General features: G+C 73.3%; 16 protein-coding genes. 10 read left to right on the forward strand and 6 right to left on the reverse strand.

Annotation, left to right across the window (positions count from 1 at the left end; translation table 11 throughout):
* Positions 1 to 15: 15 nt before the first annotated feature.
* Genes MRBLML1_RS19515 through MRBLML1_RS19525 form a run of 3 tightly spaced genes read left to right on the forward strand, consistent with a single transcriptional unit; the run spans position 16 to position 3,232 of the window.
* Positions 16 to 1,986: an acyl-CoA dehydrogenase gene (locus MRBLML1_RS19515; RefSeq protein WP_364519135.1), complete on the forward strand. Its 1,971-nt coding sequence runs from the start codon at positions 16 to 18 to the stop codon at positions 1,984 to 1,986.
* Positions 1,983 to 2,660, forward strand: coding sequence for a class I SAM-dependent methyltransferase (locus MRBLML1_RS19520; RefSeq protein WP_364519137.1), 678 nt, complete (start codon positions 1,983 to 1,985; stop codon positions 2,658 to 2,660). Before MRBLML1_RS19515 ends, MRBLML1_RS19520 begins: the two co-directional genes overlap by 4 nt.
* Positions 2,660 to 3,232, forward strand: a complete 573-nt coding sequence (locus MRBLML1_RS19525; RefSeq protein WP_364519139.1) for a TetR/AcrR family transcriptional regulator — start codon at positions 2,660 to 2,662, stop codon at positions 3,230 to 3,232. The genes MRBLML1_RS19520 and MRBLML1_RS19525 overlap by 1 nt, the downstream gene beginning before the upstream one ends.
* A 13-nt stretch (positions 3,233 to 3,245) precedes the next feature.
* On the opposite strand, the gene MRBLML1_RS19530 is transcribed toward MRBLML1_RS19525, so the two are convergent.
* The gene (locus tag MRBLML1_RS19530; protein WP_364519713.1) at positions 3,246 to 3,734 is read right to left on the reverse strand and encodes an inorganic diphosphatase; all 489 of its coding nucleotides are present in this window, start codon (positions 3,732 to 3,734) and stop codon (positions 3,246 to 3,248) included.
* A 143-nt stretch (positions 3,735 to 3,877) separates the two neighbouring features.
* Here MRBLML1_RS19530 and dacB point away from each other — a divergent pair, with 143 nt between their 5' ends.
* Complete coding sequence (dacB, locus tag MRBLML1_RS19535) at positions 3,878 to 5,359, forward strand: D-alanyl-D-alanine carboxypeptidase/D-alanyl-D-alanine endopeptidase (protein ID WP_364519141.1); 1,482 nt, start codon at positions 3,878 to 3,880, stop codon at positions 5,357 to 5,359.
* A gap of 18 nt (positions 5,360 to 5,377) precedes the next feature.
* Here dacB and MRBLML1_RS19540 read toward each other — a convergent pair whose 3' ends face one another.
* Positions 5,378 to 6,514, reverse strand: a complete 1,137-nt coding sequence (locus MRBLML1_RS19540; RefSeq protein ID WP_364519143.1) for an LLM class flavin-dependent oxidoreductase — start codon at positions 6,512 to 6,514, stop codon at positions 5,378 to 5,380.
* Between the two features lie 46 nt (positions 6,515 to 6,560).
* On the opposite strand from MRBLML1_RS19540, the gene MRBLML1_RS19545 reads away from it, so the two are divergent.
* From MRBLML1_RS19545 to MRBLML1_RS19555, 3 genes are read left to right on the forward strand one after another with little or no spacing between them, the layout of a single operon-like run.
* Entirely contained in the window at positions 6,561 to 7,763 is a 1,203-nt protein-coding gene (locus tag MRBLML1_RS19545) for an LLM class flavin-dependent oxidoreductase (RefSeq protein WP_364519145.1), read from the forward strand.
* A gap of 9 nt (positions 7,764 to 7,772) precedes the next feature.
* Positions 7,773 to 9,149, forward strand: a complete 1,377-nt coding sequence (locus MRBLML1_RS19550; protein WP_364519147.1) for an NtaA/DmoA family FMN-dependent monooxygenase — start codon at positions 7,773 to 7,775, stop codon at positions 9,147 to 9,149.
* Positions 9,146 to 10,270 carry an LLM class flavin-dependent oxidoreductase gene (locus tag MRBLML1_RS19555; protein ID WP_364519149.1) on the forward strand — a complete coding sequence of 375 codons (1,125 nt, stop codon included), beginning with the start codon at positions 9,146 to 9,148 and terminating at the stop codon, positions 10,268 to 10,270. The genes MRBLML1_RS19550 and MRBLML1_RS19555 overlap by 4 nt, the downstream gene beginning before the upstream one ends.
* A gap of 121 nt (positions 10,271 to 10,391) precedes the next feature.
* On the opposite strand, the gene MRBLML1_RS19560 is transcribed toward MRBLML1_RS19555, so the two are convergent.
* From MRBLML1_RS19560 to MRBLML1_RS19575, 4 genes are read right to left on the reverse strand one after another with little or no spacing between them, the layout of a single operon-like run.
* On the reverse strand, positions 10,392 to 11,195 hold the full coding sequence (locus MRBLML1_RS19560) for a DUF1684 domain-containing protein (protein ID WP_364519152.1): 804 nt from the start codon (positions 11,193 to 11,195) through the stop codon (positions 10,392 to 10,394).
* A 13-nt stretch (positions 11,196 to 11,208) separates the two neighbouring features.
* On the reverse strand, positions 11,209 to 12,168 hold the full coding sequence (locus tag MRBLML1_RS19565) for an ABC transporter substrate-binding protein (RefSeq protein WP_364519154.1): 960 nt from the start codon (positions 12,166 to 12,168) through the stop codon (positions 11,209 to 11,211).
* A 20-nt stretch (positions 12,169 to 12,188) separates the two neighbouring features.
* A complete protein-coding gene (locus MRBLML1_RS19570) occupies positions 12,189 to 12,950 on the reverse strand; it encodes an amino acid ABC transporter ATP-binding protein (protein WP_364519156.1) in 762 nt (253 codons plus the stop codon).
* Positions 12,947 to 13,921: an amino acid ABC transporter permease gene (locus MRBLML1_RS19575; protein WP_364519158.1), complete on the reverse strand. Its 975-nt coding sequence runs from the start codon at positions 13,919 to 13,921 to the stop codon at positions 12,947 to 12,949. The genes MRBLML1_RS19570 and MRBLML1_RS19575 overlap by 4 nt, the downstream gene beginning before the upstream one ends.
* Positions 13,922 to 14,054: 133 nt before the next feature.
* On the opposite strand from MRBLML1_RS19575, the gene MRBLML1_RS19580 reads away from it, so the two are divergent.
* Genes MRBLML1_RS19580 through hpt form a run of 3 tightly spaced genes read left to right on the forward strand, consistent with a single transcriptional unit; the run spans position 14,055 to position 16,641 of the window.
* Positions 14,055 to 15,104, forward strand: a complete 1,050-nt coding sequence (locus MRBLML1_RS19580) for a zinc-dependent metalloprotease (protein WP_364519160.1) — start codon at positions 14,055 to 14,057, stop codon at positions 15,102 to 15,104.
* Positions 15,104 to 16,084 carry a tRNA lysidine(34) synthetase TilS gene (gene tilS, locus MRBLML1_RS19585; protein ID WP_364519162.1) on the forward strand — a complete coding sequence of 327 codons (981 nt, stop codon included), beginning with the start codon at positions 15,104 to 15,106 and terminating at the stop codon, positions 16,082 to 16,084. The genes MRBLML1_RS19580 and tilS overlap by 1 nt, the downstream gene beginning before the upstream one ends.
* Before the next feature lie 5 nt (positions 16,085 to 16,089).
* Positions 16,090 to 16,641, forward strand: a complete 552-nt coding sequence (gene hpt / locus MRBLML1_RS19590; RefSeq protein WP_364519164.1) for a hypoxanthine phosphoribosyltransferase — start codon at positions 16,090 to 16,092, stop codon at positions 16,639 to 16,641.
* Positions 16,642 to 16,734: the final 93 nt, after the last annotated feature.

Genomic DNA, 16,734 nt, shown 5'->3' on the forward strand with positions numbered 1-16,734 from the left:
GGCTAGGTTCTGGCCATGGCCGAGGAGTCCACGAACGACCTGCCCCCCGAGCTCAGCGTCGACGTCCCTGCGCTGACCGACCTGCTGGACGGCCGTTACGCCGAGATCCGCCGCACCGTGCGGGAGATGCTGCCGGCGTACGCCTCCGTGCTGGAGGACGCCGAGACGATGACCCGCGCGGACTTCCGCGAGCGGGTCAAGGACGTGGTGCTGGAGATGGCCGGCACCGGCGCGACCGGCATGGGCTTCCCGGAGGAGTACGACGGCGGGGGCGACATCGGCGCCTCGATCGCCGCCTTCGAGACCCTCGGCTACGGCGACCTGTCGGTGCTGGTGAAGGTCGGCGTGCAGTTCGGCCTGTTCGGTGGGGCGATCCTGCAGCTCGGCACGAAGCGGCACCACGACGCCTACCTGGCCGACATCGTCAACGGCCGGCTGCTCGGCTGCTTCGCGATGACCGAGACCGGGCACGGGTCGAACGTGCAGGCGCTCGGCACGGTCGCGACCTACGACCCGGAGACGAGCGAGTTCGTCGTCACGACGACTACCCCGAGCGCCGGCAAGGACTACATCGGCAACGCCGCCGCGCACGCCCGGGTGGCGGTGGTGTTCGCGCAGCTGGAGGTCGGCGGCGAGGGGCACGGGGTGCACGCGCTCGTCGTACCGGTCCGGGACGAGGCGGGCGACCCGCTGCCCGGCGTCCGGGTCGAGGACGACGGTCACAAGATGGGCCTCAACGGCGTCGACAACGGCCGGCTGTGGTTCGACGGGGTCCGGGTCCCGCGCGAGGCGCTGCTCAACCGGTTCGCGGACGTGACCGAGGACGGCACCTACACCAGCGAGATCGAGAGCCCGGGCCGGCGCTTCTTCACCATGCTCGGCACCCTCGTCCAGGGCCGGGTCTCGGTCGGCGCGGCCGGCATCAGCGCCTCGAAGGTCGCGCTCACCGTGGCGATCCGCTACGCCCTGCAGCGCCGGCAGTTCGAGGCGACCGACGAGGGCAGCGAGGAGCTGCTGCTCGACTACGGCCTGCACCAGCGCCGGCTGCTGCCGCTGCTGGCGCGCACCTACGCGCTGCACTTCGCCCAGGAGGTGCTCACCGGCGCGCTGCACGACGTCTTCTCCGGCATCGACACCGACGAGGAGTCGCGGCGGCTGCTGGAGTCGCGCGCGGCCGGCACGAAGGCGCTGGCGACCTGGCACGCGACCCGCTCCATCCAGGAGAGCCGCGAGGCGTGCGGCGGCGCGGGCTACCTCGCCGTCAACCGGTTCGCGGCGCTCAAGGCCGACACCGACGTGTTCACGACGTTCGAGGGCGACAACCACGTCCTGCTGCAGCTGGTCGCCAAGGGACTGCTGACCGACTACGCCAGCGACTTCGAGGACCTCGACCAGCTCGGCATGGTGCGCTTCGTCGCCGGTCTCGCGGTCGAGACCGTGCTGGAGCGGACCAAGGCCCACCAGCTGCTGGAGCAGATCCGCGACCTGCTGCCCGGCGGGGGTGGCGACGACTGGGACACCGACGCGGGGCTGCTCGACCCGGCCTACCACCTGGCGATGCTGCGCTTCCGCGAGGAGCACCTGATCGGCGGCGTGGCCCGGCGGCTCAAGCGCGGCGTCGACAGCGGGATGAACGCCGGCGAGGTGTTCTCCCGGGTGCAGGACCACGTGATCGCCTCGGCCCGTGCCCACGTCGAGCGCGAGGTGCTGGAGGCGTTCGTCGACAAGGTCGCCGCGACCCCGGAGGGCCCGCTCCGCGACGTGCTGAACGCGCTGTGCGACCTCTACGCGCTGAGCGTGATCGAGGCCGACCGGGCCTGGTTCCTCGAGCACGGCCGGCTGACCAGCGCGCGCTCCAAGGCGATCACCCGCGAGGTCGGTGACCTGTGCCGGCGGCTGCGCCCGGTCGCCGGCGACCTGGTCGCGGCCTTCGCCGTCCCCGAGCCACTGCTGCGCGCGCCCGACCTGATCGGAGGAGGACGATGATCCGTGCCGCCGTCTCGCGCGTCCCCGGCCTCGGCGGCTGGTCCGACGACCCGCTGTGGGCGAGCTTCTACGACTGGACCGTCGAGCACCCGCGGGTGGGCGGCGCGGTCTGGCGCGCGGGCATCCAGAGCGACCTGCGCCTGCTCTACCGGGCCGCCGCCGAGATCGGCCGCCAGCCCGCCGGCGCGCGGATCCTCGACATCCCCTGCGGCGGCGGGGTCGCGCTGCGCGGGCTGCGCCCCGCCCAGGACGTCGAGTACGTCGCCGCGGACATCGCGCCGGCCATGCTGGAGCGCACGATGCGGGCCGCCGAGAAGCGCGGCGTGGCCGACCAGGTCACCCCGCAGGTGGCCGACGTCGGCGACCTGCCCTTCGCCGACGACTCCTTCGACCTGGTCGTCACCTTCACCGGGCTGCACTGCTTCCCGGACCCGGCCCGCGCCGTGATCGAGATGGCGCGGGTGCTGCGCCCCGGCGGGGTGCTCACCGGCAGCGCGCTGCTCAACGACCGGCTGCGCTACCTCCCGCTGCGCCAGGTCGGCCGGCTCGCCGGGCTGCTCGGGCCCGGGTGCACCACCGACGACCTGGAGGGCTGGTTCGCCGGCCAGGGCATCGCAGACGTGGTGATCGAGCGGAGCGGGGCGATCGGTTACTTCCGCGGGGTCAAGCGCTAGTGCCCGGCCGTCGTACCGCCGCCGAGCGCAGTGCCGCGGTCTTCGACGCCCTGCGCCGCCAGCTCCTCGACAACCCGTGGCGGGACGTGACCCTGGAGGCCGTCGCCAACGACGCCGGGGTGAGCCGCCAGACGCTCTACAACACCTTCGGCTCCCGCAACGGCCTGGCCCAGGCCTACACCCTGGCGCTGGCCGACGTGCTCTGCGACGTGATCGGCGCGACCGTCGCCGAGCACCCGGACGACCCGCGGGCCGGCCTGGAGGCGGGCCTGGTGCTCTTCCTGGAGGGCGCCGCGACCGACCCGCTCATCGGCCGGGTGCGGGACGGCGACGCACACCCGGACCTGGTCCGGCTGGTCACCGCCGACGCCGGCCCGCTGCTGGCCCGGGCCGGCGAGCGGCTGGAGCAGATCGCTCGCAGCACCTGGCCGGCCCTCGGCGCCGACAGCGCCCGCTCCTTCGCCCGGGTGGCCGCGCGGATGGCGTTGAGCTACATCACCACCCCGCCCGAGCACGACGAGAGCCCGGCAGCTCTCGCCGCCGGGCTCTCGGTGGTGCTCGCTCCCCGGTGACCCGGGGCGGGGCTCAGTGGCCCTCGGTCTTGAACCGCTCGAAGGAGGCCACGATCTCGGCCTCGGCCTCGGTGCGGCCGACCCAGTCGGCGCCCTCGACGGACTTGCCGGGCTCGAGGTCCTTGTAGACCTCGAAGAAGTGCTGGATCTCCAGGCGGTCGAAGTTCGCCACGTGGTTGATGTCGCGCAGGTGCTCCATCCGCGGGTCGCCCGCGGGGACGCACAGCACCTTGTCGTCGCCGCCGGCCTCGTCGGTCATCCGGAACATGCCGATCGCGCGGCACTTGATCAGGATGCCGGGGAAGGTCGGCTCCTGCAGCAGGACCAGCGCGTCCAGCGGGTCGCCGTCCTGGCCCAGGGTGTCCTCGATGTAGCCGTAGTCGGCGGGGTACATCGTGGAGGTGAAGAGGAAGCGGTCGAGGCGCATCCGCCCGGACTCGTGGTCGACCTCGTACTTGTTGCGGCTCCCCTTGGGGATCTCCACGAGGACGTCGAACTCCAGCACTGGCTTCCTCCACACGTGATTCTTCGCCCGCGGGAGCGGGCCGGCCGGGGCGCTGGTGAACCGTTGGGAGCCTGCCCCGCGCCACTGTCGGCGCCATTGTCCCGCACAATGTCCCCGAACGCGCAGTCGGGGAGGAAACCGTGGGCAAGGGTGACGCCAGCAGTCATCGCGAGGAGCACCCGCACCGGGTGCGGCGCGCCGTCGCCGCGCTGCTCGGTGTGGTGCTGGTCGCGGGGGGCGCGGTCGCGTGGCAGACCGGTCAGGCCGAGGAGTGGTGGCACGACCTGCGCGGTGACGCGGAGGCTCCGGCCGACCCGGCCGCGGTGGCCCCGCCGCCCGAGGTCGACGTCCCCGACGTGGTCCGGCCCGCGGCGCTGGCCCCCGCGGCGGCCGGTGCCGGCCCGCTCGATCGGGCAGCCGTCGCCGCCGCCCTGAGGCCGCTGGCCGCCAAGGACCTCGGCCCGCACGTGCTCGCCGCGGTCGCCCCGCTGACCGGCACCGGGTTCGCCTACCAGGCCACCGAGGGCACCCCGGTCGCGATGCCGGCCTCGACCACCAAGGTCGTCACCTCCGCGGTCGCGCTCTTCCTGCTCGGCCCGGGCAAGACCTTCGCCACCCGGACCGTCCTGGAGAAGAGCGGTACGACGCCCCGGCTGGTCCTCGTCGGCGGCGGCGACCCGTACCTCACCCGGACCCCCGCCTCCGCCGACGACGGCACCAGCCCGACGTACCAGCCGCAGCGCGCCGACATCCGCACCCTGGCCCGCTCCACCGCCGCCTCGCTGCGGGCGAGTGGGGTCCGCGTGGTCCGGCTCGGCTACGACGACACGCTCTTCTCGGGCCCGGCGATGAACCCGCGCTGGGAGGCCGGCTACTTCCCCGAGGAGGTCTCGCCGATCAGCCCGTTGTGGCTCGACACCGGCCGCACGGCCGACGGCAGCACCCGGGTGAAGGACCCGTCCGGGACCGCCGCGCTGGAGTTCCGCCGCGAGCTCGCCCGGGCCGGCATCAAGGTGGCCGGCGCGACCGCGCACACCGCGGCCGCACCGACCGCGACGGCCGTCGCGCAGGTCACCAGCCCGACGGTCGCCCAGATCGTGCAGCGCCTGCTGGAGGTCAGTGACAACAACGCGGCCGAGGTGCTGCTGCGCCAGATCGGCGTCGCCGACGGCGGTGGCGGCACCTTCGCGGCCGGCCAGGCGGCCGTCGCGCGGGTGCTGAAGGCCAACGGCATCGACCTCGGCGCCTCGGTCCTCTACGACGGCAGCGGCCTGTCCCGCAGCAACCGGCTCGCCCCGCAGGTGCTCGTCGACGTGCTGCGCTGGGCGGCCTCCGACGAGGCGCCGCAGCTGCGCCCGCTGCTCGCGGGCCTGCCCGTCGCGGGCTACACCGGCTCGCTGGACGACCGGATGGACCATGGACCCGCCGCCGGCCGGGGCCGGGTGCGGGCCAAGACCGGCACCCTGACCGGGGTCACCTCGCTCGCCGGGATCGCGGTCGACCGCAAGGGCCGGCTGATGGCGTTCGCGCTGATGGCCGACCGGGTCAGGGCGCCGAAGGCGACGCTGGCGCGGACCGCGATGGACGACGCGGCGGCGGGCCTGGGCGCCTGCCTCTGCTGAGCGCCGGACCGCGCTCGGTCAGACCCGGGTCTTCTCGATCTCCGCGGCCGCGTCGGCGACGGTGCGCCCGGCGAAGGCGGGCCGTCCGCCGTACGGGTCCTCGTCGGTCCACAGCGTCGTCGGGGCAGCCCGGCGCACGACCGGGACCACCTCGGCGGCGACCCGTTCGAGCATCTGCAGCTGCTGCTCGTGGGGCAGCACCGTGGGCAGGCTGAACGACTGCAGGTCGTGGCCGTAGGCCTCGTGGAACCACAGGATCTTCTCCGCGATCTGCTGCGGGCTGCCGACCAGCACCGGCCCGCGCTCGATCGCGTCGTCGATCGTCGTGAACACCCAGTCGTTGCCGGGGGTGTGGTTGCCGGGGGCGTTGAAGAGCTCGATCATCCGCTCGTACGTCGGCCCGAAGGCCCGCCTCGCCTCCTGGGTGGTGTCGGCGACGTAGAGGAAGCCGGCACCCGCGCCGACGTAGGCGAACCGGGGGTCGTGGCCGTGCTCGGCGTGCTCGGCCCGGTAGTGCTCGATCAGCCGGGTGTAGGCGTCGCGCGGCTGGATCGCGTTCGCGCTGAACAGCGGGTCGCCCCACCGGGCGGCCAGCGCGGCGGAGGTGAGCGTGGTGGCCGAGCCGTGCCAGATGCGCGGCGAGCCGGCGTAGGGACGGGGGAGGCTGGTGACCTCCTCCAGGGGCCCGCGGAACTCCCCGCTCCAGGAGACCGCCTCCTCGCGCCACAGGCGGCGCAGCAGGGCGTGCTTCTCGGCGAGCGCGTCCCACTGGCGACCGGCCTCGATGCCGAACATCGGCAGCTGGCGCAGCTCGTTGCCCTTGCCGATCACGATCTCCAGCCGGCCGCGGGAAAGCTGGTCGAGGGTGGCGTAGTCCTCGGCGACCCGCAGCGGGTCGAGGATCGAGAGCACGGTGACGCCGGTCTGCAGCCGGATCCGCGAGGTGCTGGCGGCGATCGCGCCGAGCAGCACGGTGACCCCGCTGGAGAGGAAGCTGCCGGCGTGCCGCTCGCCGAGGGCGACCGCGTCGAAGCCGAGCTCCTCGGCGTGCCGCGCGGAGGCGACGGCCTGGGCGAGCCGCTCGTCGGGGCGGACCTGGCGACCGGTGACCGGGTTCGCGAGGTGCGGGACGATGTCGAGGACCTGGAAGCGCATCATCTCACCCTACGAACTAAGTCAAGTAACTTGATAGGGTTAATCCATGACCCGAGCCCGTGGACGTCTCCGCCTCGCCGTCGCCCTCGAAGGAGCCGGCTGGCACCCCGCCGCCTGGCGGGAGCCCAACGCCCGGCCCGCCGACCTGTTCACCGCCGGCTACTGGACCGACCTGGTCCGTGAGGCCGAGGCCGGCCTGGTCGACCTGGTCACCCTCGAGGACGGCTTCGCGGTGCAGACCGACGAGCCCTTCGGGCGCACCGACGACGACCGCACCGACCGGGTGCGCGGCCGGCTCGACGCCGTCCTCGTCGCCTCCCGGGTCGCGCCCCTGACCACGCACGTCGGGCTGGTCCCCACCGCGGTCGTCACCCACACCGAGCCCTTCCACCTCGCCAAGGCGATCGCCACCCTCGACCACGTCAGCGGCGGCCGGGCCGGCGTCCGGGTCCAGGTCGCGCCGCGGCCGCGCGAGGCCGCCCTGCTCGGCCGGCGCACCTTCCCCGACCTCGGGTACGACGACCTGGGCACCCCCGCGGGCGAGGAGCTGGTCCGCGAGAGCTTCGCCGAGGCCGCCGACTACGTCGAGGTGCTGCGCCGGCTGTGGGACAGCTGGGAGGACGACGCCGAGATCCGCGACGTCGCGACCGGGCGCTTCATCGACCGCGACAAGCTGCACTACATCGACTTCGAGGGTCGTTGGTTCGACGTCAAGGGGCCCTCGATCACCCCGCGCCCGCCGCAGGGCCAGCCGGTCGTCGCGGCGCTCGCGCACCGCACCGAGCCCTACCGCCTCGTCGGCGGCTCGACCGACCTCGGCTTCGTCACCCCGCACGCCACCGGCGACATCGCGCCGGTGCTCGCCGAGATCTCGGCCGCGGACACCGGGCGCGACGAGCCGGTCCGGGTGCTCGGCGACCTGGTCGTCGTGCTCGACGAGAGCGAGCAGGCCGCCGTCGACCGGCTCGGCCGGCTCGACACCGTCGCGGGGGAGGCCTACCGCTCCGACGCGCTCGTCTTCACCGGCACCGCCGCGGGCCTCGCCGACCTCGTCGCCGAGTGGTACGACGCCGGGCTCGCCGGTGTGCGCCTGCGGCCCGCCGTGCTGCCCGACGACCTGGAGTCGATCACCCGCCGCGTCGTCCCCGAGCTGCAGGCGCGGGGCCTGTTCCCGACGTCGTACGACGCCGCCACCCTGCGCGGCCTGCTCGGCCTGTCCCGTCCCGCCAACCGCTACGCGACCGCCTGAGGACCCTCCATGACGACCCCACCGAAGAAGCAGGTCCACCTCGCCGCGCACTTCCCCGGCGTCAACAACACCACGGTGTGGAGCGCGCCGGAGTCCGGCAGCCACATCGAGTTCTCCTCCTTCACCGAGTTCGCGCAGATCGCCGAGCGCGGGCTGTTCGACTTCCTCTTCCTCGCCGAGGGCCTGCGCCTGCGCGAGCAGGGCGGGCAGATCTACGACCTCGACGTGGTCGGCCGCCCGGACACCTTCACGATCCTGGCCGCGCTGGCCGCCGTCACCGAGCGGATCGGCCTGACCGGCACGATCAACTCCACCTTCAACGAGCCCTACGAGGTGGCCCGCCAGTTCGCCAGCCTCGACCACCTCTCCGAGGGTCGCGCCGCGTGGAACGTGGTCACCAGCTGGGACGCCTTCACCGGTGAGAACTTCCGCCGCGGGGGCTACCTCCCGCAGGACCAGCGCTACGAGCGGGCACGGACCTTCCTGCAGACCGCGACCGAGATCTGGGACTCCTGGCGCGGGGACGAGGTGCTCGCCGACAAGGACTCCGGGCGCTTCCTGGCCCGCCCCGACGCCGGCGCCTTCGCCCACCACGACGCGCACTTCGACATCGAGGGCCGCTTCAACGTGCCGCGCAGCCCCCAGGGCCGGCCAGTGGTCTTCCAGGCCGGCGACTCCGACGAGGGCCGGGAGTTCGCCGCCGCCCGCGCGGACGCGATCTTCTCCCGCTACAGCAGGCTCGACGAGGGCCAGGCGTTCTACGCCGACGTGAAGGGCCGGCTGGCCCGGCACGGGCGCTCGCGCGAGGAGCTGCTCATCCTGCCGGCGGCGACCTTCGTGCTCGGCGACACCGACGCCGAGGCCGCCGAGATCGCCCACGAGGTGCGCCTGGCGCAGGTCTCGCCGGCGACGGCGATCAAGTTCCTCGAGCAGCTGTGGAACACCGACCTGTCCGCGCACGACCCGGACGGCCCGCTGCCCGCCTTCGACCCGGTCGTCGGCGACGACCTGTTCGCCAAGGGCCGCGCCTCGGTCCGCACCCGGCAGGACCCGGTCGAGATCGCCCGCGAGTGGCGCGAGCGCGCCGAGGCGAACGGCTGGAGCAGCCGCGAGCTGATCATCGAGGTCACCGGGCGCCAGTCCTTCGTCGGCTCTGCTGCGACCGTCGCCGCGACCATCGACGAGTTCGTCCAGGCCGACGCCAGCGACGGCTTCATCCTGGTCCCGCACGTCACCCCGGGCGGCCTCGGCCGCTTCGTGGACGAGGTGGTGCCGTTGCTCCAGGAGCGCGGCGTGCACCGCACGTCGTACGACGGGACGACGCTGCGCGAGCACCTCGGGCTCGCGCCCGTGGGCACCACCGCCCGGACCGAGGCCGCGTCGTGAGCCGCGTGCCGCTCTCGGTCCTCGACCTCGTCCCCGTCGTCTCCGGGGAGACCGGCGCCGACGCGCTGCGCCACAGCGTCGACCTGGCGCGGGAGACCGAGCGGCTCGGCTACGCCCGCTACTGGGTCGCCGAGCACCACCTCAACCCCGGCGTCGCCGGCACCTCGCCGTCGGTCGTGATCGCGCTGCTCGCCGGCGCCACCTCCACCATCCGGGTCGGCTCCGGTGCCGTGCTGCTCGGGCACCGCACCGCGCTCAGCACGATCGAGGAGTTCGGGCTGCTCGACGCGGCGTACCCCGGCCGGATCGACCTCGGCGTCGGCCGCTCCGGCGGCAAGCCGCCGCTGTCCGGGCTCGCCGACGAGCCGCCGGTGCCGCTCGTCGACGGGCGCACCGCCGAGGGCCTGCTCGTCCCGCCGAAGGTCTCGATCGAGCGGCTGCTGAGGTCGCCGCGCTTCGCCGTGCAGCAGGGGCTGCTCAAGCTGGAGGGGGCCCAGTCCGCCGACTACGGCGAGCAGCTCGACGACATCCTGGCCTTCCTCGCCGGCACCTGGGTCTCGCGCGAGGGCGTGCCCGCGCGGGCGGTCCCCGGCGAGGGCGCCGACCTGCAGCTCTGGGTGCTCGGCAGCAGCGGCGGCGAGAGCGCACAGGTGGCCGGCAAGCGCGGGCTGCGCTTCGCGACCAACTACCACGTCAACCCCGCCGGCGTGCTGGAGGCGGCCGCGGCCTACCGCGCCTCCTTCGAGCCCTCCGACGTGCTGTCCGCGCCGTACGTCGCGGTCTCCGCCGACGTCGTGGTCGCCGAGGACGAGGCCACCGCGCGCGAGCTCGCCACCGGCTACGGCCTGTGGGTGCGCAGCATCCGCACCGCCGAGGGCGCGATCCCGTTCCCCACGCCCGACGAGGCGCGGGCCTGGGAGTGGACCGACGAGGACCGCGACCTCGTGCAGGACCGGCTCGACACCCAGTTCGTCGGCACGCCGGCGCAGGTCGCCGACCAGCTGGAGGTCCTGCAGCGCGCGGTCGGCGCGGACGAGCTGGTGGTCACCACGATCACCCACGACCATGCCGACCGGGTCCGCTCCTACGCCCTGCTCGCCGAGGAGTGGTCCCGCCGTTGAGTGGGGACTTCCGGCGGTCGAGTGGGGGTTTCCGCCCCCTCGAGTAGGGGATTCGGGTCGCGCGTCGGATACGAAACCCCTACTCGAGCGCCGCAAGGCCCCACTCAGCCGCCGCAAGTCCCTACTCGGCGTGAGGGGTCTTCTCGCCCGCCTCGACGGCGACCGGCAGGTCGTTGCCGGCCGGCGGGAGCGGGCAGGTGGCGTACGGCGTGTACGCGCACGGCAGGTTGACCGCGCGGTTGAAGTCCACGACGGTCTCCTCGCCCGAGACCGGCCGGGGCACCGACAGGCTCCGCACCGCCGGGTACGTCGACACGCCGGACGTCCGGTCGCGGAACAGCACGAGCAGCGAGTCCGGGGTGAAGCCCGGGAAGGCGACCAGCCGCAGCGGCCGGCCCGCCACCTCGAAGGCGAGCTCGCCGACGGCGCCGTAGACGTGCTCGAGCCCCTCGACGACCGAGCCGACGGCGGTGTCGACCGGGGCGTCGTAGGCCTCGAAGCGGGCGGCGAGGGTCCAGGCCGGGTCCGGCTCGAAGGTCGTCGTACCGGTGTAGGCGGCGAGGACCGGCGCGTCGGGGTGGCGCGGGCGGACGATGTCGGCGCCGCCGCGACGGGCGACCTCGATCACGGCGTCACCGGAGCCCGCGTTGACGCCGCCGCGCTCGGGGATCGGCCCGAAGGCGTGCCGGCCGGTGACCGTCGCCCCGTCGAGCTCCAGGGACTCGCCCGCGTCGAGCTCGACGACCGGCCCGTCCGGCCCGGTGTGCCAGGTGCCGGGGGCGTCGGGGAAGCGGGTGGGCTCCTCGGTGAGCCAGTTCAGGCTGGTCACGGCGAGGAAGCCGTGCGGGTCGGCCCGGGCGCTCTCGTGGGCCCGGTGCCAGGCCCGCCAGGCCTCGGTGAAGCCGCTGGTGGTCTCGGTGGTCATGTCCGTCTCCCTCTCAGAACGCCGGCTCGGGGTCGAGCTCGGACTTGTCGATGCCGATGCCCGCCACGTCCCACTTGGCGAAGATCTTGGCGTAGGTGCCGCTGGCGATGAGCTCGTTGACGGCCTCGACCAGCACCGGCGCGAGCGGTGAGCCCTTGTCGGTCACGAAGCCCACGTCGCTGGAGCTGATCTCGCCGAGGTAGGCGAGGTTCGGCTGGTGCGCGGCGATGTAGCGCAGGCTCAGCGTCGGGCCGAAGAAGAGGTCGGTCTTGCCGCTCTGCAGGCCGAGCAGGATCGCGGCCTGGTCCTTGAAGTACTCCACCCGGTAGGGCTTCTTGCCGGCCTTCGCGCAGTCGCCGGCGCCCTTCTCCAGGATCTGCTGGAAGCTCGACCCCGGGGTGGTCGACACCTTGTGGCCGCAGATGTCGGTCAGCGTGGTGACCTTGTCGAGGTCGTTGTCCTTGGTGGCCACGAACGACTGGCCGTCCTTGACGTACGTCGCGAAGTCGACGACCTTCAGCCGCTCGGTGGTGACCGCGAAGTTGGCCTGGCCGACGTCGTACCGGCCGCTCTGGGTGCCGGGCACGATCGTCTCGAAGCTGCCGAACTGCACGTCCCAGGTGACCCCGAGGACCTTCGCGACGGCGTCGCGCAGGTCGATGTCGAGGCCCACCTGGGTGCCGTCGGCGGTCGAGCCGGAGTGCGGCAGGAACGTCTCGCCGACGGCCTCGGTCACCCCGATGGTGAGCTTGCCGCTGTCCTGGACCGCCTTCGGCAGCTTCGCGCGCAGCTCCGGGTCGGCCGCGATGCCCGACACGACGTCCTCGGTCGGCAGCTCGACCGGCGCGACGCTGGTGTCCGCGCCGACCTTCTTGTCGTCCGCGCTGAGGGTGTCCGAGCTCTCGCCGCAGGCGGCGAGGGTGAGGGCGAGGACGGCGGTGGCACCGGCGAGAGCGGTCCGGGTGGGCTTCACGGGGGATCCTTTCGAGGGGTTCACAGGACGGCGGAGAGGAACGCGCGGGCGCGCTCGTGGTGCGGGTTCGCGAGGACGTCGGCGGGCGGTCCGGACTCCACGACGCGGCCCCCGTCGAGGAAGACGACCTGGTCGGCCGCCTCGCGGGCGAAGCCGATCTCGTGGGTGACGACGATCATCGTCAGGCCGGTGCTGGCGAGGTCCTTCATGACCGTCAGCACCTCGCCGACCATCTCCGGGTCGAGGGCGCTGGTCGGCTCGTCGAAGAGGATCAGGTCCGGCCGGTTGGCCACGGCCCGGGCGATCGCCACCCGCTGCTGCTGGCCCCCCGACAGCTGGCGCGGGTACGACGCCTCGCGCCCCGCGAGGCCTACCCGCTCCAGGAGCTCGGTGGCCCGCGCCGCGGCCTCCGGCCGTCGTACGCCGGCGGCGAGCTGGCCCTCGACGATGTTCTCCAGCGCTGTCTTGTGCGGGAACAGGTGGAACTGCTGGAAGACCATGCCGATGCCGGCCCGCTGCCGGGTGATCGCACGGTCGGGCAGCTCGCGCAGGTGGCGGCCGTCGTGGCGGTAGCCGATCACCTCGCCGTCGACCTCGACGAAGCCGGCGTCGGGCTTCTCCAGGTGGTTGATGCAGCGCAGCAGCGTGGACTTGCCGGATCCGGAGGGGCCGAGCAGCACGGCCACCTCGCCGCGGGCGACGTCGAGGTCGACGTCCGCCAGCACCAGCTGGTGGCCGAAGCTCTTGCGCAGGCCGCGGATCCGCACCAGGGGCGTGCTCATGCGAGCCCGCCGAGGTCGGCACGGGTGCGGGTGCGCAGCGGCAGGTTGCCGCGGGTGACCTGCCACAGCCCGCGCGTCGTACCGCCGTCGCGGCCGCGGGCGTAGTGCCGCTCCACGAAGAACTGCCCGATGGAGAGCAGCGTGGTGAGGATGATGTACCAGATCGTGGCGACCAGCAGCAGCGGGATGATCAGGTAGTTCTGGTTGTAGATCAGCTGCACGGAGTAGAGCAGGTCCTGCACCGCGATCACGCTGACGATCGAGGTCGCCTTGAGCATGCCGATCAGCAGGTTGCCGCTCGCCGGGATGATCGACGGCATCGCCTGGGGGAGCACGATGCGCCGGAAGATCCGGCGCTTGCCCAGGCCCAGCGACTTGGCGGCCTCGGCCTGGCCGGGGTCGACCGCGAGCAGCCCGCCGCGCACGATCTCGGCGGCGAAGGCGGCGACGTCGAGGGTCAGCCCGACGAAAGCCGCGAGGATGCCGGTGAACAGGTGGGCGGTCTCGACGGTCGCGAAGGTCTTCACGCCCGGGATCGACAGCGAGAGGGTGGGGTAGAGCGAGGACAGCTCGAACCAGAACAGCAGCTGCACCAGGGGCGGGACCGAGCGGAACAGCCAGACGTAGACGAAGCTGACGGACTTGAGCACCGGGTTGTCGGAGAGCCGCATGACGGCTAGCACGATGCCGATCAGGTAGCCGCACAACAGCACCGCCGCGGTCAGCCACAGGGTGAGGACCAGGCCGTCGAGGATGGAGGGGCGCAGGAAGAAGTGGCCCACGACGTCCCACTGGTAGTGCGGGTTGGTGACCATGCTGCGCAGGACGAGCGCGACCAGGACGAGCACGAGGGCCGCGGAGATCCACTGACCGGGCTTGCGCCGCGGCACCAGGCGCGCACCCAGCAGGTCCGCGTCGCCCGGCGCGGGTGCGGGCGTCGTACGCCGAGGACTCCCGAGGTCCACCGTCACCGTCGTCGCCTTCCGCCTGGAACACTAAGTCGATCAAATCTATCGAGATAGTAGTCCGAGCGCCGGACGGTGGTCCGGTGGGCGAGACGGTGAGGCCCCGGGCCCGCGCCCAGCTGCGGTCTAGGCTGCCCCCATGTCCGTACCGAGCACCGAGCTGCCCCCGATGATCGACTGGGGCCTGGCCGCCGCGCTCGGCAGCCGGCTCGCCGGCGACGGCCCGGTGGTGACCCGCGCCGAGGCGGACGCGGCGGTGGCCGAGCTGCGGGCGGGCGCGCACCGCTCGACCGGACTGGTCCGCGACTTCACCGGCCTCGACGCTCCCGACGGCACCGCCCCGATCCTGGTGGTCGACCGGCCCGGCTGGGTGCAGGCGAACGTCGAGGGCTTCGCGGTGGCGACCCGGCCGATGGTCGAGAAGCTCGTGGCCAGCAAGCCTCCGTCGGGCCTGGCGCTCAAGGTCGGCTCGAAGGTCACCGGTGCTGAGGTGGGCGGCCTGCTGGGCTTCCTCGCCGGCAAGGTGCTCGGCCAGTTCGACCCGTTCCACCCCGACCACGGCCGGCTGCTGCTGGTCGCGCCGAACATCGTCCACGTCGAGCGCGAGCTCGGCGTCGACCCGCACGACTTCCGGCTCTGGGTGTGCCTGCACGAGGAGACCCACCGGGTGCAGTTCACCGCGGTGCCGTGGATGCGCGAGCACCTGTTCTCCGAGATCCAGGCGATCAGCGACGCGGTCGAGCCGAGCAGCTTCCTCGACGCCGGCGTCGAGCGGATCGCCGAGGCGATCAAGGCGGGCCGCAACGGCGGCAGCATCGTCGACATGTTCAGCAGCCCCGAGCAGCGCGAGGTGCTCGACCGGGTCACCGGGATGATGTCGCTGCTGGAGGGGCACGCCGACGTGGTCATGGACGACGTCGGCCCCACGGTGATCCCGAGCGTGGAGCGGATCCGCCGCAAGTTCACCCAGCGCCGCCAGGGCGTCGGTGCCCTCGACCGCATCCTGCGCCGCCTGCTCGGCCTGGAGGCCAAGATGGCGCAGTACCGCGACGGCGCGAAGTTCGTCCGCGCGGTCGTCGACAAGGTCGGCATGGCCGAGTTCAACGCCGTGTGGGCCGCCCCGGAGAACCTCCCCGGCAAGGCCGAGCTGGCCGACCCCGAGGGCTGGGTCCGCCGCGTCCTGGCCTGATGGGCCTGCATCCCGCGGTCGCCGCCGCCCGCCAGGGCGTACGACGCGCGCTGGCCGCGCACGAGCCCGGCGCCGCCGTGCTGGTTGCCTGCTCGGGCGGGGCCGACTCGCTCGCCCTGCTCAGCGCCACCCTCTTCGAGGGGCACAAGGCCGGGCTCCGGGTGATCGGGGTGACCGTCGACCACGGGCTCCAGGCGGGCTCCGCCGAGCACGCCGCGCACGTGGTGGCGCAGATGGCCGGGCTCGGCGTCAACGAGACCGCGAGCGCCCGGGTGCACGTCGAACCGGGCGGGCTCGGCATCGAGGCGGCGGCCCGGCGCGCCCGCTACGACGTGCTGGAGCAGATGCGCGCGCACTTCGGTGGCGCGACCGTGCTGCTCGGCCACACCCGCGACGACCAGGCCGAGACCGTGCTGCTCGGCCTGGCCCGCGGCTCGGGCGGCCGCAGCCTCGCCGGCATGCGCCGCTCGTTCGACCACTACGAGCGGCCGCTGCTCGACGTGGCCCGCGCTGACACCGTCGCCGCCTGCCTGGCCGAGGGCATCGAATACTGGGACGACCCGCACAACAGCGACCCCGGCTTCGCCCGGGTCCGGGTCCGCCAGCGGGTGCTGCCCGTGCTGGAGGACGAGCTGGGACCGGGCGTCGCCGCGACGTTGGCCCGCACCGCCGACCAGGTCCGGGCCGACGTGGAGGCGCTCGACGCCCTCGCCGAGGCCGCGCACGCCGATCTCGCCGGCGCCGAGGGGCTCCCGCTCGCCCCGCTCGCCGGCCTGCTCCCGGCCCTCGCCACCCGGGTCCTGCGGCTCGCCGCGCTGGACGCCGGTGCGCTCGACGCTGAGCTCTTCCACGTCCACGTCACCGCACTGCACCGGCTGGCGAGCGGCGCGCTCACCGGGGAGGTCCAGCTGCCGGGCCACGTGACGGCGTACCGGGACCGCTCCCACCTCCGCTTCCGGCCGACCGCTGTGGCAGGCTGACGTCCATGCAGGCGGATGATGTCGCGGACGACCTCGTCGAGGTGCTCTTCACCGAGGCCCAGATCCAGGAGCGGATCAAGGAGCTGGCCGCCGAGATCGAGCGTGACTACGACGGCTTGGACCTCGTCCTCGTCGGCGTGCTGCGCGGCGCGGTGATGGTGATGGCCGACCTGTCCCGCTCGCTCGGCAAGCACGTCGAGATGGACTGGATGGCCGTCTCGTCGTACGGCTCGGGCACGAAGTCCTCCGGCGTCGTACGGATCCTCAAGGACCTCGACGCCGACATCACCGGTCGCCACGTGCTCATCGTCGACGAGATCATCGACACCGGCCTGACCCTGTCGTGGCTGACCTCCAACCTCGGCTCGCGCGGTCCGGCGAGCGTCGAGATCGCCACCCTGCTGCGCAAGCCGGAGGCGCTGCAGATGCCGGTGGAGGCCAAGTACGTCGGCTGGGACATCCCCAACGAGTTCGTCGTGGGCTACGGCCTGGACTACCGCGAGCGCTACCGCAACCTGCGTGACATCGGCACGCTCGCGCCCTCGGTCTACTCCTGACCGCCGCTGAGGCCGCCCGGGCGTGCGGCGCAACCATGGACCAGACAGAATGAGTCTGACGACGACGTGTACCGTCGTCAGATCCTTGATGGT

This window comes from Nocardioides sp. LML1-1-1.1 (assembly GCF_040676175.1).
Classification (GTDB): Bacteria; Actinomycetota; Actinomycetes; order Propionibacteriales; family Nocardioidaceae; genus Nocardioides.